The 17,467-nt window shown below is 71.2% G+C and carries 10 protein-coding genes; 3 read left to right on the forward strand and 7 right to left on the reverse strand.

Annotated features, from left to right (window positions below):
* Window positions 1–1,877 (forward strand): dynamin family protein (locus tag ABZS54_RS36055; protein ID WP_355545952.1); only part of this gene is annotated, 1,877 nt, incomplete at its 5' end.
* A 28-nt stretch (window positions 1,878–1,905) separates the two neighbouring features.
* A complete protein-coding gene (locus tag ABZS54_RS36060) occupies window positions 1,906–3,879 on the forward strand; it encodes a dynamin family protein (RefSeq protein ID WP_355545954.1) in 1,974 nt (657 codons plus the stop codon).
* A 185-nt stretch (window positions 3,880–4,064) separates the two neighbouring features.
* On the opposite strand, the gene hemW is transcribed toward ABZS54_RS36060, so the two are convergent.
* The 3 genes from hemW to lepA form a co-directional block, all read right to left on the reverse strand.
* The gene (hemW, locus tag ABZS54_RS36065) at window positions 4,065–5,285 is read right to left on the reverse strand and encodes a radical SAM family heme chaperone HemW (RefSeq protein ID WP_355545956.1); all 1,221 of its coding nucleotides are present in this window, start codon (window positions 5,283–5,285) and stop codon (window positions 4,065–4,067) included.
* An 82-nt stretch (window positions 5,286–5,367) separates the two neighbouring features.
* Entirely contained in the window at window positions 5,368–7,224 is a 1,857-nt protein-coding gene (locus tag ABZS54_RS36070; RefSeq protein ID WP_355545958.1) for a long-chain fatty acid--CoA ligase, read from the reverse strand.
* A 334-nt stretch (window positions 7,225–7,558) separates the two neighbouring features.
* Window positions 7,559–9,412 (reverse strand): translation elongation factor 4, encoded by a 1,854-nt coding sequence (gene lepA, locus ABZS54_RS36075; RefSeq protein ID WP_355545960.1) that lies wholly within the window; start codon window positions 9,410–9,412, stop codon window positions 7,559–7,561.
* A 346-nt stretch (window positions 9,413–9,758) separates the two neighbouring features.
* Here lepA and rpsT point away from each other — a divergent pair, with 346 nt between their 5' ends.
* On the forward strand, window positions 9,759–10,025 hold the full coding sequence (gene rpsT, locus ABZS54_RS36080) for a 30S ribosomal protein S20 (protein ID WP_078977364.1): 267 nt from the start codon (window positions 9,759–9,761) through the stop codon (window positions 10,023–10,025).
* Window positions 10,026–10,166: 141 nt separating this feature from the next.
* On the opposite strand, the gene holA is transcribed toward rpsT, so the two are convergent.
* The 4 genes from holA to ABZS54_RS36100 form a co-directional block, all read right to left on the reverse strand.
* Window positions 10,167–11,144 (reverse strand): DNA polymerase III subunit delta, encoded by a 978-nt coding sequence (gene holA, locus ABZS54_RS36085; RefSeq protein ID WP_355545962.1) that lies wholly within the window; start codon window positions 11,142–11,144, stop codon window positions 10,167–10,169.
* A 585-nt stretch (window positions 11,145–11,729) separates the two neighbouring features.
* Window positions 11,730–14,786, reverse strand: coding sequence for a ComEC/Rec2 family competence protein (locus ABZS54_RS36090; RefSeq protein ID WP_355545964.1), 3,057 nt, complete (start codon window positions 14,784–14,786; stop codon window positions 11,730–11,732).
* Window positions 14,787–15,248: 462 nt separating this feature from the next.
* Entirely contained in the window at window positions 15,249–16,016 is a 768-nt protein-coding gene (locus ABZS54_RS36095; RefSeq protein WP_355545966.1) for a ComEA family DNA-binding protein, read from the reverse strand.
* Between the two features lie 373 nt (window positions 16,017–16,389).
* On the reverse strand, window positions 16,390–17,235 hold the full coding sequence (locus ABZS54_RS36100) for a DegV family protein (RefSeq protein WP_355545968.1): 846 nt from the start codon (window positions 17,233–17,235) through the stop codon (window positions 16,390–16,392).
* Between the last annotated feature and the right edge of the window lie 232 nt (window positions 17,236–17,467).

Consider the following 17,467-nt stretch of genomic DNA (forward strand, 5'->3'; position numbering starts at 1 on the left):
GCACGGCGGGCGGCGGCGAGGCCGGGCCCGGGATGCCGGCTCCGCGTACGCCCGCCCCGGCCGCCACCGCGCCCGCCGGATCGGTGACCAGCCTGGTCAAGCAGGCACCGTCGGCGACCACGCTCGGCCGGCGGATCAACGACGCCCAGGCGATCGCCGCCGACTTCGGCCTGGAGGCCATCGCCGCCGAACTGGACCGGCTGCGGGCCCGGATGCGCCGGCCCGGGCTGCGGATCGCGGTGGTCGGCGAGTTCGGCCGCGGCAAGTCGTCGCTGATCAACCGGCTGCTCGGTGCCCCGGTGCTGCCCGAGGGCCGGCACACCCCGGTGCCGCTGGTGATCGCCTCGGGGCCGGAGCCGCGGCTGGAGTTGCAATTCGCCGACGGGCGGGCCGAACCCAGGCCGGCGGTGTCCGCGTCGTGGGACGAGGTACACCGGCTGAGTGAGCGGCAGGAACCGGACGAGGCCCGGCTGGTCGGCGTCCGCGTGCTCATCGCCGAACCCGAGCTGGCCCGGCTGGACGTCGAGTTGGTGGACACTCCCGGCGTCAATGCCGGGCACGGCAAGGGCACCGACGCCGAGGAGCACGACCGCAGGACCGAGGACCTGGTCCGGCGCACCGTCGCGGCCAGCGACGCGGTGCTGATGGTGGTCTCCGCGAGCGCGCCGCTCGGCCTGTCCGAGACCGCGTTCCTGGAGGAGGAGGTAATCGCCCGGCACGTGCCGCGGATCACCGTGGTGGTGTCCAAACTGGACACCGTCGACGAGGACGAGCGCGAGGACATCGTCGACTACCTCGGCGGCCGGGTGCGCCGCATCTCGCCGATCCTGCGGGTGCTGGCCGGCCCGCATCGCGAGGACCTGTCGCCGGTGGCCGGCGTGTTCGAGCGGATCACCGAGTTCACCACCTCCGGCGGCCGGCGCAGCATGCGCTCGCGGCAGACCGCGGGCCAACTGCTCTCGCTGCTGGACGAGATGGCCCAGGTGGGTCGGGACGGCCTGGCCGCGGCCGAGCTCGGAGCGGCCGAACGGCAGCGCGCCGTCGAGCAGTCCGAGGTGGAGATCGACCGGATGTCCGCCGAGTGGGGCAAGGTCCGGGTCGAACTCCAGCAGCGGCGCACGCAGACCGCGGAGAAATTCCACGAGCACCTCCAGCTCTCGCGCGGCGACCTGCTGGACACGCTGCGCTACGAGATGGAGCGCGCGCCGGACCCGCGGACCTGGTGGGAGCGCGACCTGCCGTTCCGGCTGCGCCGCGAACTCACGGCGCTGGCCAAGAAGTTCGAGGCCCAGCTGCATTCCAGCGTGCAGGCCGACGTGCAGTGGCTGGACGCGAAGATGAAGCTGCACTTCGGACGCGGCAGCGGATACCGGCTGGAGAAGGTCGAGCAGTTGTCCACCGAGTTCGAACTCGGCGAGGCGGAGTCGCTGGGCCTGAAGGACCTCAAGAGCCGCAAGCTCGCCTGGCGGATCGGCCCGACCGGCCTCGCCGTGCTCGGTGCACTGCTGATCCCGCTCACCGGCGGCGTCTCCGCGCTGCCGATGGGCGCGAGCATGGCTGCCTCGGCAGGCGGCATGGTGCTCGGCGAGGTCAAGTCGACGTCGCTGACCGAAGGTCAGCGCGCGCAGGCGATGAAGGCCTTGGAGCCGATGGTCGAGGAGGTGCTCGGCGGCTTCTCCGAGGAGGTCTCCAAACGCCTGCACACGCTTTACGCCGGGGTGATGGACGAGGCGGTGCGCGGCCAGAAGGCGTGGCGGACCGATCGGCAGACCGCGCTGGCCAAGGTCGGCGCCGATGGACCCGCATGGCAGGATCTGGTCTCGCGCAGCGAGCAGCTCGGGGTCCAGCTCGACACCATGCTGGGTGCCAGAGGCTGAGCAGCCGTCGAGGAGGGGAGCGTTCAGGGTGGACAGGGGTCACGGGGCGGCCGATGGGGCCTACGCGGGTTACGGCGCGTGGCGAGCACGGCAGGAGACTCTGGTCGGCCTGATCGACCGGCTCACGCCGATCGTGGCCGGACTACGGATCGGTGCGGGCGTCAAGAAGTTGGACTCGTTGAAGCAGCGGGCCGCGTCCGAGGCGTTCAAGGTGATGATCGTCGGCGAGTTCAAGCGCGGCAAGAGCACGGTGATCAACTCGATGCTCGGCGAGAAGGTGCTGCCCTCCTTCGCGCGTCCGTGTACCGCGATCATCAACGAGGTGACGTGGGGTGACACCCGCTCGGCGCTGATCTATCCGCTGGAGGCGGACGGCACGGCGGGCGACCCGCTGACCGTCGGCGTGGACGAGATCGCCGACTACGTCACGATCGGCGCGGACGATGACAACACCCCGAACCCGTACGAACGGGCGGTGGTGCGCTGGCCGCTCGAACTGTGCCGCAACGGCGTCGTGGTGGTCGACTCGCCGGGCCTCAACGAGGCCCCCGAGCGCGAGAAGGTCACCCTGAACTACCTCGAACAGGCCGACGTGCTCGTGTTCGTGGTGGACTGCCAGGCCGCGATGTCACGCAGCGAACAGCTCTTCCTGGACGTGCACGTCAAGGCGCGCGGGCACGAGGACGTGTTCTACGTCGGGAACAAGATCAACCTGGTCGAGGAGGAGGAGCGCGAGGACGTGCAGCGGGAGATCCGCAAGCGCCTCTCGCCCTACCTCTCCCGCCCGGACCGGGTCTTCTTCGTCAACGCCCGGGCCGCGCTGACCGGCCGGCAGAAGGGCGACCCGGACCTGTTGGCCGGCTCCGGGATGCCCGAACTCGAACGCGGTCTGGAGGACTTCCTGACCCGCGAGCGCGGCCGGGCCAAGATCCTTTCGCCCGCGCGGGAGCTCAAGTACCTGCTGATCGAGGCGCGCGAGCAGATCGACCGCAAGGAGGCGCTCCTGACCCAGGACGTCGAGGAGTTGCGGGCCACCTATGAGCGGGTCCAGGGTCCGCTGACCCGGCTGGAGCAGAATCGGCGGGTGATCGTCGCGCAGATGGAGGAGCACCTGCGCGAGACCCGCGGCGAGGTGGAGGCCGCGACTCGGCGGTTCATGGATCGGGTCGCCGCGAACATCCCGAACTGGGCGCAGGAGTACGACCCGAGCAACACCATCGGCGCCAATCCGTTCAACGCGCGGGAAAAGATGGAGGCGGCGGTCAAGGAGATCACCGACCATCTCTCCGGGCGGGTCCAGGTCGAGTTCGCGCAGTGGCAGGAGAAAGACCTCAAGCCGCTCGTCGCGCGTCGCGTCGAGGACATGGAACGGATGATCGACGACGACGTGAAGCAGTTCGTCACCCGCATCGACGAGATCCGCGCGTCGCTCACCGCCGGCCCGGTCGGCACCGACGAGGACGGCAAACCCTCGACGCCGATCGAGCGGCTGCTCGCGGACGCGGTCAGCTTCGTACTCGACCCGGCGACCGCGGTCTCCGGCGGCAAGTTCAACCTCAGGTCGATGCTTACCGCGCTGCTGCCGCAGATCGCGGTCGGCACGGCGGCGTTCCTGGTCGGCCTGGGCCCGTTCGTGATCCTCGGCGCGGTGCTCGGCTCGACCGTGTTCAAGGGCGCGCTGCAGTTGAACAAGGCCAATCGCCGGCTCAAGGAGCAGGTCGCCGAGCAGGTCCAGCTGGAACTGCGCAAGCAGGCCGACACCGACGTGACCAACCTGGGCGAAGAGGTGGTCAAGCAACTCCGCAAGATGCGCGACGCGATCGCCCAGGGCCTGGACGCGGAGATCAAGTCGATCCGCGACGAGGTCGGCGCAGCCCTACGCACCAAGGAACAGGGCGAATCCGACGCAAAGCGCGAAAGCACCGAAATGCGACGCTACGCCCAGGAACTGAACCGAGTCGACGAATCCCTGGCCGACCTGATCATGGACGTGGCAATGTAACGCCGCCCCGCCGGCCGGCCGGACAACCACACCCCGGCCGGCGCTTGAGGCCACCCAGGCAAACCAGCCCGGCCGGCGCTTGAGGCCACCCAGCCCCGCCGGCGCTTGAGGCAAACCAGCCCGGCCGGCGCTTGAGGCCACCCAGCCCGGCCGGCGCTTGAGGCCAAAAAGCGATCACCAACCCGCTAGTCGACCAAATCCCGCACAACCGCATCAGCCAACAACCGCCCGCGCAGCGTAAGCACTGCCCGCCCCCCCACCAACGGTTCAAGCAGCCCATCGACCACGGCCCGATCCGCCGCCTTCCGCCCCACCTCCGTCAGGAGCCCGCACGGTACGCCGTCGGACAACCGCAATTCGAGCAGGATCCGCTCCACCCGCCGGTCCTCCGCGGTGAGCAGCTCACGCGCCTGGGCGGGAGACGTGTGCGCGGCCAGCCGCTGCGCGTACGCGGCGGGATGCCGGACGTTCCACCAGCGCACGCCGCCCACGTGGCTGTGCGCGCCCGGCCCCGCGCCCCACCAGTCGGCGCCGGTCCAGTACAGCTCGTTGTGCCGGCAGCGCGCGGCGTCGTCGGTCGCCCAGTTGGACACCTCGTACCAGCCGAGCCCGGCGGCGGTGAACGCCTCGTCCGCCATCAGGTATCGGTCGGCGAGCACGTCGTCGTCCGGCATCGGCAATTCGCCGCGCCGCACCCTGCCGGCCAGCCGCGTACCGTCCTCGACGATCAGCGCATACGCCGAGACGTGGTCGGGACGGGCGCCGAGCACCGCATCCAGCGAGGCCCGCCAGTCGTCGTCGGACTCCCCCGGTGTGCCATAGATCAGGTCCAGGTTGACGTGCTCGAACCCGGCCGCGCGCGCATCGGCCACACACTGCTCGGGCCGCCCCGGGGTGTGCCTGCGGTCCAGGATCTGCAACACGTGCCTGCGCGCGCTCTGCATGCCGAACGACAGCCGGTTGAAGCCGCCCGCGAGCAGCGTGTCCAGGTAGGCCGGATCCACCGACTCGGGATTGGCCTCGGTGGTCACCTCGGCCCCGGCGGCAAGGCCGAACTCGTCCCGAATCGCGCCCAGGATCCGGGCCAGGTCCGCGGCCGGCAGCAGGGTGGGCGTGCCGCCGCCGAAGAACACCGTCTCCACCGGCCGCTCCACCTCGCCCAACAGCCGCCGGGCCAGCCGGATCTCGGCGATCGCGTCGTCCGCGTAGGACCCCTGCGAGGCCGATCCGCCCAGCTCGGTCGCGGTGTAAGTGTTGAAGTCGCAGTAACCGCATCGTGACGCGCAGTACGGCACATGCACGTAGAAGCCGAACGGGCGACTCGCGCCCGCGAACTCGGCGAGTGCGGACGCGGGCAACGAACCGTCTTCGGGCGCGGGCAGACCGTCGGGGGGTGCGGAGGGCATCCTCCCATTGTCCACGAGCCGGCGACCGGGTCCTGCGGCTGTCGAATGCCCGCGGGCCGGGGGCCGGGGGCCGGTCCCGGGCTCAGGTGACCAGCGTGCCCTTGTACATGTCCTCCAGCAGTTCCGCGTACTGCTGCTCCACCGCCCGCCGCTTGACCTTCAGGCTGGGCGTCAGCTCACCGTGCTCGACGCTCAGATCACGCGGCAGGATGGCGAATTTCTTCACCGTCTGCCAGCGCTGGAGACCGGCGTTGAGCTCGTCGAGACAGTCGGAGATGAGCGCGCGGGCCTCGGCGCTGCCGGCCAGTTCCTCGTACGATTTGTCCCGCAGTGCCGGTTGCTCGGCGGCCCAGCCCCGGATCGCGTCCGGGTCCAGGGTGATCAGCGCGGAGCAGAAGTTGCGGCTCTCGCCGTGCACGAGGATGTTGCCGACATACGGGCATATGCCCTTGAACCGGCCCTCGATCTCGCTGGGCGCGACGTACTTCCCGCCGGACGTCTTGATCAGGTCCTTCTTGCGGTCGGTGATGCGCAGGAACCCGTCCTCGATCACCGCGATGTCGCCGGTGTGCAACCAGCCGTCCTCGGTGAGCACCTCGGCCGTGGCCTCGGGGTTGTTGTGATAGCCCTGCATCACCGCCGGACCCCGCACGAGCAGCTCGCCGTCCTCGGCGATGCGCAGCTCCGAGCCGGGCAGGACCAAGCCGACGGTGCCGATGCGGTGCGCGTCGTAGCGGTTGACCGAGCTGCCCGCACTGGCCTCGGTCAGGCCGTAGGCCTCCAGGATGGGAATGCCGATCGCGTCGAAGAACTCCGCGACGTCGGACGAGAGCGCCACACTGCCGGAGATACAACCCTTGAGCCGGCCGCCGAACAGGTCGCGCAGCTTGGCGAAGACGAGCCGGTCGGCCAGCCGGTACTCGGCATTCAGCAACGCGGAGGGAGTACGACCGGCCTGCCGGGTCCGCGACATCTCCCGGCCGACGCCGATCGCCCACCGGAAGATCTTGTACTTGAGACCGCCCTCGGCACGCATCCGCACCTGCACGGAGTTGTACACCTTCTCGAACACCCGCGGCGCGGCGGCCATGAAGGTCGGCCGCACGATCGGAAGGTTGGTGATCAGCTTGGGTATCCGCCCGTCGATCGCGGTCGGGTACCCGATCCGGATCTGGCCGGACATCATCACCTTGCCGTAGCAGTGCGCGAGCGGCAGCCACAGATACTGCAACTCGTCCGTGTCGGTCAGCCCCATCGCGACCTGCGCGGCGGCCTGATAGGCCCACGTGTCGTGCGCGAGCCGGACACCCTTGGGCCGGCCGGTGGTACCGGAGGTGTAGATCAGCGTCGCGAGCTGGTCCCGGGTGATCGCGGCGACCCTGGTCTCGATCAGGTCGGGCTCCTTGTCCAGCCTGGCCCGGCCGAGTCCCTCCAGTTCGGCGAGGGTGATCACCCAGTCGTCGGCGTCCCGGTCGGTCGCGTGGTCGAAGACGATCACCTTGCGCACCGCGCCCAAGGCGGCCCGCTCACCGCTCAGCTTGGCGAGCTGGGCGTCGTCGGCCGCGAAGGCCACCACGCTGCCGGAGTCGGCCAGGATGAAGGTCGCCTCGTCGGCGTTGGTGGTCGGATACACGGTGGTGGTGGCCGCTCCGGCGCACATGATGCCCAGGTCCGCGAGCACCCATTCGAGCCTGGTCTCGGCGACGATCGCGACCCGGTCCTCGGGCTCGACCCCCAGCACCACCAGACCGGCGGCGATCGCCTTGGCCCGGTCGCCGGCCTGTCCCCAGGTGAGCGAGCGCCATTCCTCGCGGTCGCCGTCACCCACCGGCACCGGGTGCCGATATGCCTCTCGCTCGGGCGTCGCCCGAATGCGCTCCAGGAAGTCCACGGCGATGGAAGGCGGGCGATTGTCGATGCCGACGGGCTCTGGACTCACTGCGGCCTCCATGTCCTGGGCGAATGACAGCCCGGGTGAATTTCGGGGAGCGGTGGCGATGCCGAGTACTGGTGTGGATACCCGTACCCACGGCGACGAGAGCCGGATATCGGTAACGGGCGGAGTGCGGGAACGTTCGGTATAGCGGGAGTAAAAAGCAAAGCGGGTGCATCGGTTGTGCCCGATGCACCCGCAACGTACGCCGCCGCAGGGCTACGCGGTAGTAGCTTCGCCCGGATCCGCCTGCGAATCGCGTCGCCACACCCGCTGTGCCCAGCCGCCCGGCCCGGCGCCCACCCGCACCCCGGCCCGGCCGTGTCCTGCCGCCTGCCGCCTACTTCTTGCCGCCGCTGTCGTCGGTGGACAGCGCCGCGATGAACGCCTCCTGCGGCACCTCCACGCGGCCGACCATCTTCATCCGCTTCTTGCCTTCCTTCTGCTTCTCCAGCAGCTTGCGCTTACGGCTGATGTCACCGCCGTAGCACTTGGCGAGCACGTCCTTGCGGATCGCGCGAATGTTCTCGCGGGCGATCACCCGCGCACCGACCGCGGCCTGGATCGGCACCTCGAACTGCTGACGCGGAATCAACTCGCGCAGCTTCTTGGTCATCTCGACGCCGTAGCTGTATGCCTTGTCCTTGTGCACGATCGCGCTGAACGCGTCGACGGCCTCGCCCTGGAGCAGAATGTCGACCTTGACCAGCGCGGATTCCTGCTCGCCGGTGGTCTCGTAGTCGAGCGACGCGTAGCCGCGCGTCTTGGACTTGAGCGCGTCGAAAAAGTCGAACACGATCTCCGCGAGCGGCAGCGTGTAGCGCAGCTCGACCCGGTCCTCGGAGAGGTAGTCCATCCCGATCTGGACCCCGCGCCGGGTCTGGCACAGATCCATGATCGTGCCGATGTACTCGCTCGGCGCCAGGATCGTGGCCCGCACCACCGGCTCGTGCACCTCGGCGATCTTGCCGCCGGGGAACTCGCTCGGGTTGGTCACGGTGTGCTCGGTGCCGTCCTCCATGACGACGCGGTACACCACGCTCGGCGCGGTGGAGATGAGCTCCAGGTTGAACTCGCGCTCCAGCCGCTCCCGGACGATCTCCAGGTGCAACAGGCCCAGGAAGCCGCAGCGGAAACCGAAGCCGAGCGCGACCGAGGTCTCCGGCTCGTACACCAGCGCGGCGTCGTTGAGCTGGAGCTTGTCGAGCGCGTCGCGCAGCTCGGGATAGTCCGACCCGTCCAGCGGATACAGGCCGGAGAACACCATCGGCTTGGGGTCCTTGTAACCCCCGAGCGCCTCGGTCGCGCCGTGGTGCAGCGACGTGATCGTGTCACCGACCCGGGACTGCCGAACGTCCTTCACGCCGGTGATGATGTAACCGACCTCGCCGACGCTCAGGCCGTCGGACGGCTTGGGCTCGGGCGAGATGACCCCGATCTCCAGGAGCTCGTGGGTCACCCCCGTCGACATCATCTGGATGCGCTCGCGCTTCTTCAGGTCCCCGTCGATCACTCGGACGTAGGTGACCACGCCCCGGTACGAGTCGTAGACCGAGTCGAAGATCATCGCGCGGGCGGGCGCGTCCTTGACGCCGATCGGCGGCGGGACCAGGCGTACGCACTCGTCCAGCAGCTCGGGCACACCCACGCCGGTCTTGCCGGAGACCTTGAGCACATCCTCAGGGTCGCAGCCGATGATGTGCGCGAGCTCGGCCGCGTACTTCTCGGGCTGGGCGGCCGGCAGGTCGATCTTGTTCAGCACCGGGATGATCTGGAGGTCGTTCTCCAGCGCCAGGTAGAGGTTGGCGAGCGTCTGCGCCTCGATCCCCTGGGCCGCGTCCACCAGGAGGATCGCGCCCTCACAGGCCGCGAGCGAACGGGACACCTCGTACGTGAAGTCCACGTGGCCGGGGGTGTCGATCATGTTGAGGATGTGGATCCGGCCATCGGGGGCCGTCCACGGCAGCCGCACCGCCTGCGACTTGATGGTGATTCCGCGCTCACGCTCGATGTCCATGCGGTCGAGGTACTGCGCGCGCATCTGTCGCGCATCGACCACACCGGTGATCTGAAGCATCCGGTCGGCGAGCGTCGACTTGCCGTGGTCGATGTGGGCGATGATGCAGAAGTTGCGGATCAGCGCCGGGTCGGTACGGCTGGGCTCCGGCACGTTCACTGACGGGGTCGCGGGCACGCGGGCTTCCAGATTCTCGATCGGGTGGACTGGCGAGGGTTTGCGAAGGTCTGGCGGTCTTGCGAGGGTCCTGCAGGTGGCACGTGGGATCGGTGTGGGATCGCCGGTGTTCCCTACATCGTCCCATGCGGCACGGGTGAGCCGCGTTGGTGGAGCGGGCGAGGGCGGTTCGAGTCGCGTCCCGCGGGGGTTCGGGGGGCCTGAGCCGTCCGGGTGTTTGTGGACCCGTTGATCACTGGTAATCTGATGGATCGCGTGTGGCGTACGTGTCTCTGCCACGCAGTCAACGTCCGAACGGGCCCTCTCCCTGGATCGGATCCCGACCTAGTACTCAGAAGGCTCTTTCGTGGCGAACATCAAGTCCCAGATCAAGCGCAACAAGACGAACGAGATTGCGCGTCAGCGCAACAAGGCCGTCAAGTCGGAGCTCAAGACCTTCGTGCGCAAGGCGCGCGAGGCGGCCGAGGCCGGCAACGTCGAGCAGGCCGAGGCGCTCACCCGCCTCGCGGCCCGCAAGCTCGACAAGGCCGTCAGCAAGGGTGTCATCCACAAGAACCAGGCCGCCAACAAGAAGTCGGCGCTGGCGAAGCGTGTCGCGACGGCCAAGGCCTGATTCGCGCATCCGCATCGTGTGACACCCGAGCGCTTGCGCTCGTAGTGACTTCGAAGGCGCCGTCCCCGGGATTCCGGGGGCGGCGCCTTTGTGGTGGGCGGCGCCTGTGTGTGCGGGGGCTGGTGGGTCGGGGGCTCCGGGTCAGATGTTGCGGACCGTGGAGACCGTCACGACGGCCTTCTCCAGTGCGTAGGCCGGATCCGTACCGCCGCCCTTGACCGCCGCGTCGGCGTCGGCGACGGCGCACAGCGCGCGCACGATGCCGTCCGGGGTCCAGCCGCGCAATTGTTGCCGCACCCGGTCCACCTTCCACGGCGGCATACCCAGGTCGCGGGCCAGATCGTTGGGCCGGACATTGCGCGGGGCGGCCCCGACCCGGGCGATCTGCCGCACACTCTGCGCGAGCGCGCTGGTGACCATGACCGGCGCGACGCCGACCGACAGCGCCCAGCGCAACTGCTCCAGCGCCTCGGCGGTACGGCCCTCGACGGTCTTGTCGGCGACGGTGAAGCTGGACGCCTCGGCGACCCCGCTGTAGTAGCGCGCAACCACTTCCTCGTCGACCACGCCGTCGGTGTCCGCCATCAACTGGCTGCACGCGGACGCCAATTCGCGCAGGTCGTTGCCGATCGCCTCGACCAGGGTGCGGCAGGCGTCCTCGGTGAGCGAGCGGCCTGCGATCCGGAACTCGGACCGGGCGAACGCGACCCGGTCGCCTACCTTGGTGACCTTGGCGCACGTGACCTCCCGCACGCCGACCTTGCGGACCGCGTCCAGGAGGTTCTTGCCCTTGGGCCCGCCGAGATGGGCGAGCACGAGCACGATCTCGTCGGCGGGATCGGCGATCAGCTTCTTGACCTCGCCGGCCAGGTCCGCGCCGAGGTCCTGCGCGGACCGGATCACGATGACCTTGCGCTCGCCGAACAACGACGGACTGGCCAACTCGGACAACATCCCCGCCTGCAGCGCCCCCGGCGCGAGGTCGCGCACATCGGCATCGGGGTCCTGCGCCCGCACGGCACGGACCACCTCGCCGATCGCCCGATCCACCAGCAATTCCTCGGGCCCGACGACGAGCGTCACGGGCGCGAGCGGGTCATCCTGCATTCTCCTGGCCACCCGACCAAGCATCCCACGCCCGCCGGACACCCCCTCCCCCACCGCTGGTCGCCGCCATGCACACAAGGAGGCGGCCAGACGGCGCGTGGGCCGCCGCGTCGATCCGGGCGACGCCTGCTCGGGGGCGGCGGGGTGGAGGTGGCGGGGGCGTCGTCGAACACAGCGGTGGCCGCAGCGGTGGCGGCGGCGGCACCGGGGGCGGCGGCAGGCCCGGGACGGGGGTGCGTGGGGCCATCGCGGATGTCGACGAGCGGGCACTCCACGGACTGGACGACATCCGGACTACTGCGCCGCCGCCACGGCCGCTCGCGGCGCCACCACCACGCCCGCCGTCACCACCACCACCCCCGCCGTGCCGTGGCCGCCGCCACTGCTGCCACCCCGAACAGCGCCACCCGGGACTGATCCGCTTCGGCTCGCGTCGCGAGAGCCTCGGCCAGGGCAACCGCTGGCGCGCCGAGGTGGCCGAAGCGCCGGGCGGCGTGTCCCGGATACAGATCGGTAAGGCCGGGCAGGGGGCTTCCCGGCGCGGCCCGCGTACCGACCTCCAGGCAGCAGCGCTCGATGAACGCTCGATCATCGTCGTCAGGGCCTGCGCCACGTCGGGTTCCTGCGAGCGTTCGTCGAGAGCGCGCTCCAGCCTCTCGACCACGACACCCCGAGGCGACAGCGGTGGACTGTGCGCGGGCGGGCCATGCGCAGACGGCGTGGTCGATCGGGGCGAGGTCTGCGTGGGAGGTGGCCGGGTGCGGCGCGGGCGCCGGCGGGTGTGCGCGGTCGTGGTGGGGCGGGGGCGATGGCTTGCACCTGCGCGGGGGTGCGGGTGGGTGGGCGGTCGGCGCGGGTGGGGGTGTCCGGGCCGCGGGCCACCGCGTTCAGGTGCACTGGGGAGCCGGTTACCGCGATCGGGCCGTCGGTGTCGGTACGCAGGAGGCGGGCGCCGATGGCCGCGACCAGGGCGCGGGCGGAGGGGGACGGATGGCCGTATGGATTGCCCTTGCCCACCGAGACGAGCGCGAGGCGTGGGTGCAACCCGAGTACGAGGCCCGGATCCTGGCGGGCCGAACCGTGATGGGCGACCTTGAGCACATCCACCCGAACCCCGGCCAACCGGGCCCGCAGCGCCTCTTGGGCCTCGGTCTCGGCATCCCCGGTGAGCAACATCCGAACGCCGTGCCGCTCCGCGAGCACCACGAGACTCGCGTTGTTGGCCACCGACCCACCCACCGCGCTCCCAGCCGGGAGATCCCGAACCGACGCCCGCCCCCGTACGTCGAACCCGGGCCGAACGCTGCCGCAATCGGTGTCACCCACTCGGGAGGTCAGGACGCCCGCCGGCGGCAACGCGAGACGGCGGACCGGGACGTCGGGCGACCCGGGGAGCCCCGACACGGACGCGCCGGACCTCGGCGGGGCTACCGGGTCGGGCGGGTGGGTGGCCGGGGCTTCGGGTGGCAGGGGCGAGGCGCTCGCGGTCCGAGCGGTGGTGGGGACCGGGTCGCGCGTGGGGGTGGCGGGGGGTGGGGATTGGGGCCGGGTGGGGGTGGGGGTCCTGGGTGGCGGTGTGGGGCGGGGGCGTGGGGCATTGGGGAGCGGGGTGAGGGTTTGCCAGGTCAGGTCGGCCAGGGTGCGGAGTTCGCCGTCGGTGGGGGTGGACATCGCAATGCCGGCGGCTGTGGCCCAGCGGCGGACTCGGGTGACCTCGGCCATCGGTTCGAGGACCGAGGTGCCCTGGATCAGGCCGACCGCGCGATTGCGCAAAGCGCCCGGGAGGCCCTCGACATGGTCGGCGTGGAAGTGGCTGAGCAGGATCAGCGGCAGGCGACGAATCCCGAGGTCGCGCAGGCAGCGGTCGACCGCGTGCGGGTCGGGTCCGGCGTCGACCAGGACACCCGTACCGGGACCCGCGTTGAGCACGATGGCGTCGCCCTGGCCGACGTCGCACATCACCAGGTGCCAGTCCGGGGGCGGCCACCCGGTCAGCGGGCGGACCACGGCCGGTGGACGCAGCAAAAGCACCACCGCGAGGGTCGCGAGCAACGCGGCGGTCATGGCGCGCGGCCATCCGGATCGGGTGGACCGCGGGCGGCGGAGTACGCGCAGGGTCGGCACGGCCGCGACGGTGATCGCCGCGAGCGCCACGCCGCCGAAGAGGCCGGTCGGCCAGGTGACGGCCGCGCCGGGCAGCGCGGCGCCGGTGTGGGCCACGGTCACGATCCACCGGATCGGCCAGGAACCCAGCCACGCGGCCAACTGCGCGAGCGGGAGGCATACCGGCGCGAGCACGAGGGCGACGAAGCCGAGGATCGTGGCCGGCGCGACCGCGAACTCTGCGAGCAGATTGCACGGTACGGCCATCAGCCCGACCCGGCCCGCAAAGGTCACCACGAGCGGTCCGCACACGGCCTGCGCGGCCAGTGGCACGGCAACCGTGACCGCGGCCCACTTCGGCCAACCTCGGGCACACAGCCGTGCGGCCCAGTGCGGCGCGAGCAGCAGCAGCGCACCCGTGGCGAGCACGGACAAGGCAAATCCGTACGAGCGGGCCAGCGTCGGATCGAACGGCACCAGGACCAGTACCGCGACGGCCAGCGCAGGAAGGCCGTGCCGGGGCCGGCCGGTGTACAGCGCGACCACGGTGACCAGGCCCATCGCCGCGGCGCGCAGCACACTCGGTTCGGGTCGGGCCACGACCACGAAGCACGCCACGGCCACCGCGCCCGTGATCGGCAGCGCGCGACCGCGCAGACCGCCGCGGCGGAGCACCAGGAGGACGAAGCCAAGCAGGATCGTGATGTTGGTGCCGCTCACCGCCGTCAGGTGGGTGAGTTCGGTGGTCCGGAAGTCGGCTTCGAGGTCGGCGGGAAGCATGCTGGTGTCGCCGACGACCAGGCCCGGGAGCAGGCCGCGGGCGGCGGGCGGCAGGTCCGCGCACGCCGCGCGCAGGCGGGCCCGGAGCCGGCCCGCGAAGCGCTGGTGGGCCGCGGGAGCGCCGATGCGCTCCGGGGCGGATCGCACCAGGAGGAGCGCCTGCCCGTCCCCGCCCGGAACGAGGCGACCGTGGGCGCGGATCGGCGTACTCGGAAGCAGACCGAGCCAGGAGCCGGCCTCGGGACCGGTGACCAGGACGGTGACGGGAGTACGAACGCGCGTACCCCTTGGGCCACTTGGGCCGCTCGTACCACTCGAACCGCCAAGGCCGCTCGGAGCGCCCGCGCCGCCGAGGTCGCTCGGATCGCTTGGGCCGCCGGGGCCGCTCGGATCGCCTGAGCCGCTCGGATCGCTTGGGCCGCCGGGGCCGTGGAGGGTGGCTTGGCTGGATTGGCTGCGCGCTGGGTTGGGGTGGGCGGGTCGGGGTGGTGGGTTGGTCTTGGTCGATGGGTTGGGGGCGGTGCTCAGGTGGTCGATGCGTGCGGCGAAGACCGTGGGTGGTTGGCCGAGTTCGCTGCCTCGGACGCGGGTGACCCGGCGTGCCGGGTCGGTGCGTACGGTCAGGTCGACGGTGGCCTCGGTGCGATGGCGGGCTGCGGCGGCGACAGGGCCGGCGTGGTCTGCGGCGGTGCGCAGGCCGGCCACCATGCCGCCGGCCGCGAGGCAGACGAGGACGACGGCAACGGTCGCCCGGCGACGGATGGTGGGCACACGCGCGAGCGCGGCGGCGCCGAAGACTGCACATGCGCTCGTGATCGCCGTGGCCCGGAGGGAAACCAGGGGCGCGGCCCATGCCGCTGCCCAGGCGGCGGTCGCGCCGGGAAGCAGGCGGGCATCCGCCGGACGCTCGCGCCGGCCGGTGGGAGTCGAACGGCTATGGGCCATGAGCCGCGGTCGCGTCCTGGTCGGGCCGGGAACGTCCCCACCCACACCCCCCGTTGCGTTTCGACACGGGGGCCACGGATGCACCGTCTCGAACGTGACCCGACCGGACCCCACACCCCACCATCAAGCCGCCCCCACCCTCCCGACCCGCCATCGAACCCACCCCGACACCGCAACCGACCGACGGCCGCGTTCCGCACCCGTCGCAGACCGACACCGGGCGAAGCCCGCCGTCGCGGTGCGCCGTCGGGTGGGCGGGCAGGTCGCTCATGTCTGCGAGCGAACCGCTCATACTCGGACCTTCGGTTTCAGGTCGCTGTACTTGCGGTCACCGATGCCGCGGATCTGGCGGAGTTGGTCGATCGTGGCGAAGCGGCCGAGCTGGGTGCGCTTTTCGATGATCTGGCGGGCCAGGACCGGGCCTACGCCGGGGAGTTGCTCCAATTGTTCGGCCGTTGCCGTGTTGATGTCGACGAGCGCGCCCGGAGCCGCCGGGCCGCCCGTCGGCGTAGGGGCGGCCTGCACCGGGGCACCCGGGACGCCAACCGGGATCTGTTCGCCGTCGGCCAGCGGGCGGGCCAGGTTCAGCGTGGCCAGATCCGCCGCCGGCAGCGCACCTCCGGCGGCCTGTACCGCATCCGCCACTCGCGCCCCCGGCGGCAGCACCACCACCCCCGGACGCGCCACCTTCCCGGCCACGTGCACCGTGATCGGCCCGGCCGCGGGCACCGGCCCGGCAGCCGACGAGGATGACGAAGCCGGCGCACCAGCCGACGTCGCGAAGCCCGGCGCCGGAACACCCGTCACCTGTCCCGCCGGCGCCGCCACACTCTGCGGACGCGCCCGCCACCACCCGCCCACCGCGAGGGCAACAGCCACCAGCGCGAGCACCGCGACCGCAGCCACCGCGCGCCGATCCACGCCCACCCGAAAGCGGGCCGGCAGTCGATCCGCGACCGCCTCGGCCATCCGCCGCGCGGGGTCCGGTCCCCGACGAGTGTCCGGCTCACCCGACCCGAACAGCGCGGCGACCCGCTCGGCGCCCGACCGCGGCAACGCCGAGGACGCCTGACCGGGCGACTGACGACCGTACGACGCACGGCCAGGGGACGCACGGCCGGAGGACGAATAGCCAGGGAACGGAGACGAAGGGCCGGGAGACGAAGACCCTGGAGACGAAAAGGCGGGAGGCGAAGAGGCGGAGGGCGAATAGCCGGGGGGCAAATAGGCGGATGACGAGGACGGCGAAGGCGAAGGCGAAGGGAACGAGGACGGCGATCCGGACATGCCTCGAAGCTAGGTCGCCCCGATCACTCGTCCCCGCTCACCGGGAGACCTGTGCACAACCCCGCAGGCTGTGGAAACCAAACCCACCCACGTGAGTGACTCAGCGCCCCGCCCCCGACCCCGACGGCCCCACCCCACCCCCTCACCGAGGCGAAACCACCACCGCCAACAACCCCGGCCCCGCATGCGCCCCGATCACCGCGCCCACCTCGCTCACATACAGCTCCCCCAGCCCCGTCAAGCGCTCCCGCAACCGCCCGGCCAGCGCCTCCGCGCGCTCCGGACTGGCCAGGTGATGCACCGCGACGTCGACCGGCCCGGCCCCCGCCCGCTCCACCGCCAACTCCTCCAGTCGGCTGATCGCGCGCGTCGCCGTGCGGACCTTCTCCAACGGCCCGATCAATCCGTCGCTCACGTGCAACAGCGGCTTGACCGCCAGCGCCGTACCCATGAACGCCGCCGCCGCCCCGATCCGCCCGCCCCGGCGCAGGTACTCCAGCGTGTCCACGTAGAACAGTGCCGACGTGGTCTGCGCGCGCTTCTCCGCCGCGATCGCCGCCTCCTCCAGGGACGCGCCGTCGGCCGCCGCCTCCGCCGCGGCCAGCACGGAGAAGCCCATACCCATGCCCAGCGTGCGCGAGTCCACCACGCGTACCGGCACGTCGGCGTCCCGCGCCGCGAGCAGCGCGGCCTCGTACGTGCCGGAGAGCTCGCCGGAGAGGTGGATCGAGACGATGCCCGTCGCGCCCTTCTCGGCGAGCTCGCGGTAGACCTCCGCGAACGTCTCGGGCGCCGGGCGCGACGTGGTCACCACCCGACGCCCGCGCAGCGCGTCGGTGAGTTGGGCAGGCGTGGCCTCGATGCCGTCGTCCAGCGGCCGTCCGCGCAGGACGACCTTGAGCGGGACCACCACGAGGCGGTGCCGCTCCACGAGCTCCTCGGGCAGGTAGGCCGTGGAGTCCGTGACCACGGCGAGATCGGTCGGCATCGTCGGCATGAGCGGGCAACCACCCGGATGTGAGACGACAGGGGGGCGGGGTCGGTATCTCGACTACCCCGAGTCGGGTCGCTGAGTCGAGACACCACATTCAGTATTCGGTCACCATGCCACGCCCCGACGCGCGGGTGACGCGCCTCGCGGTGCGGCCGGCGCGTCCCGTCGTCGGGGCCCGCCGCCGGCGGCTGCCTGGTGCCGTGCCCGGCGACGTTCACCCCGTCGG

The organism is Embleya sp. NPDC005575 (assembly GCF_040605455.1).
In the GTDB taxonomy this organism is placed as follows: domain Bacteria; phylum Actinomycetota; class Actinomycetes; order Streptomycetales; family Streptomycetaceae; genus Embleya.

What these genes read in the sequence shown, in the direction of transcription:
- hemW (WP_355545956.1), bottom strand. Translation starts at nt 5,285, where the DNA reads ATGCCCTCCGCACCCCCCGACGGTCTGCCCGCGCCCGAAGACGGTTCG.
- ABZS54_RS36100 (WP_355545968.1), bottom strand. Translation starts at nt 17,235, where the DNA reads ATGCCGACCGATCTCGCCGTGGTCACGGACTCCACGGCCTACCTGCCC.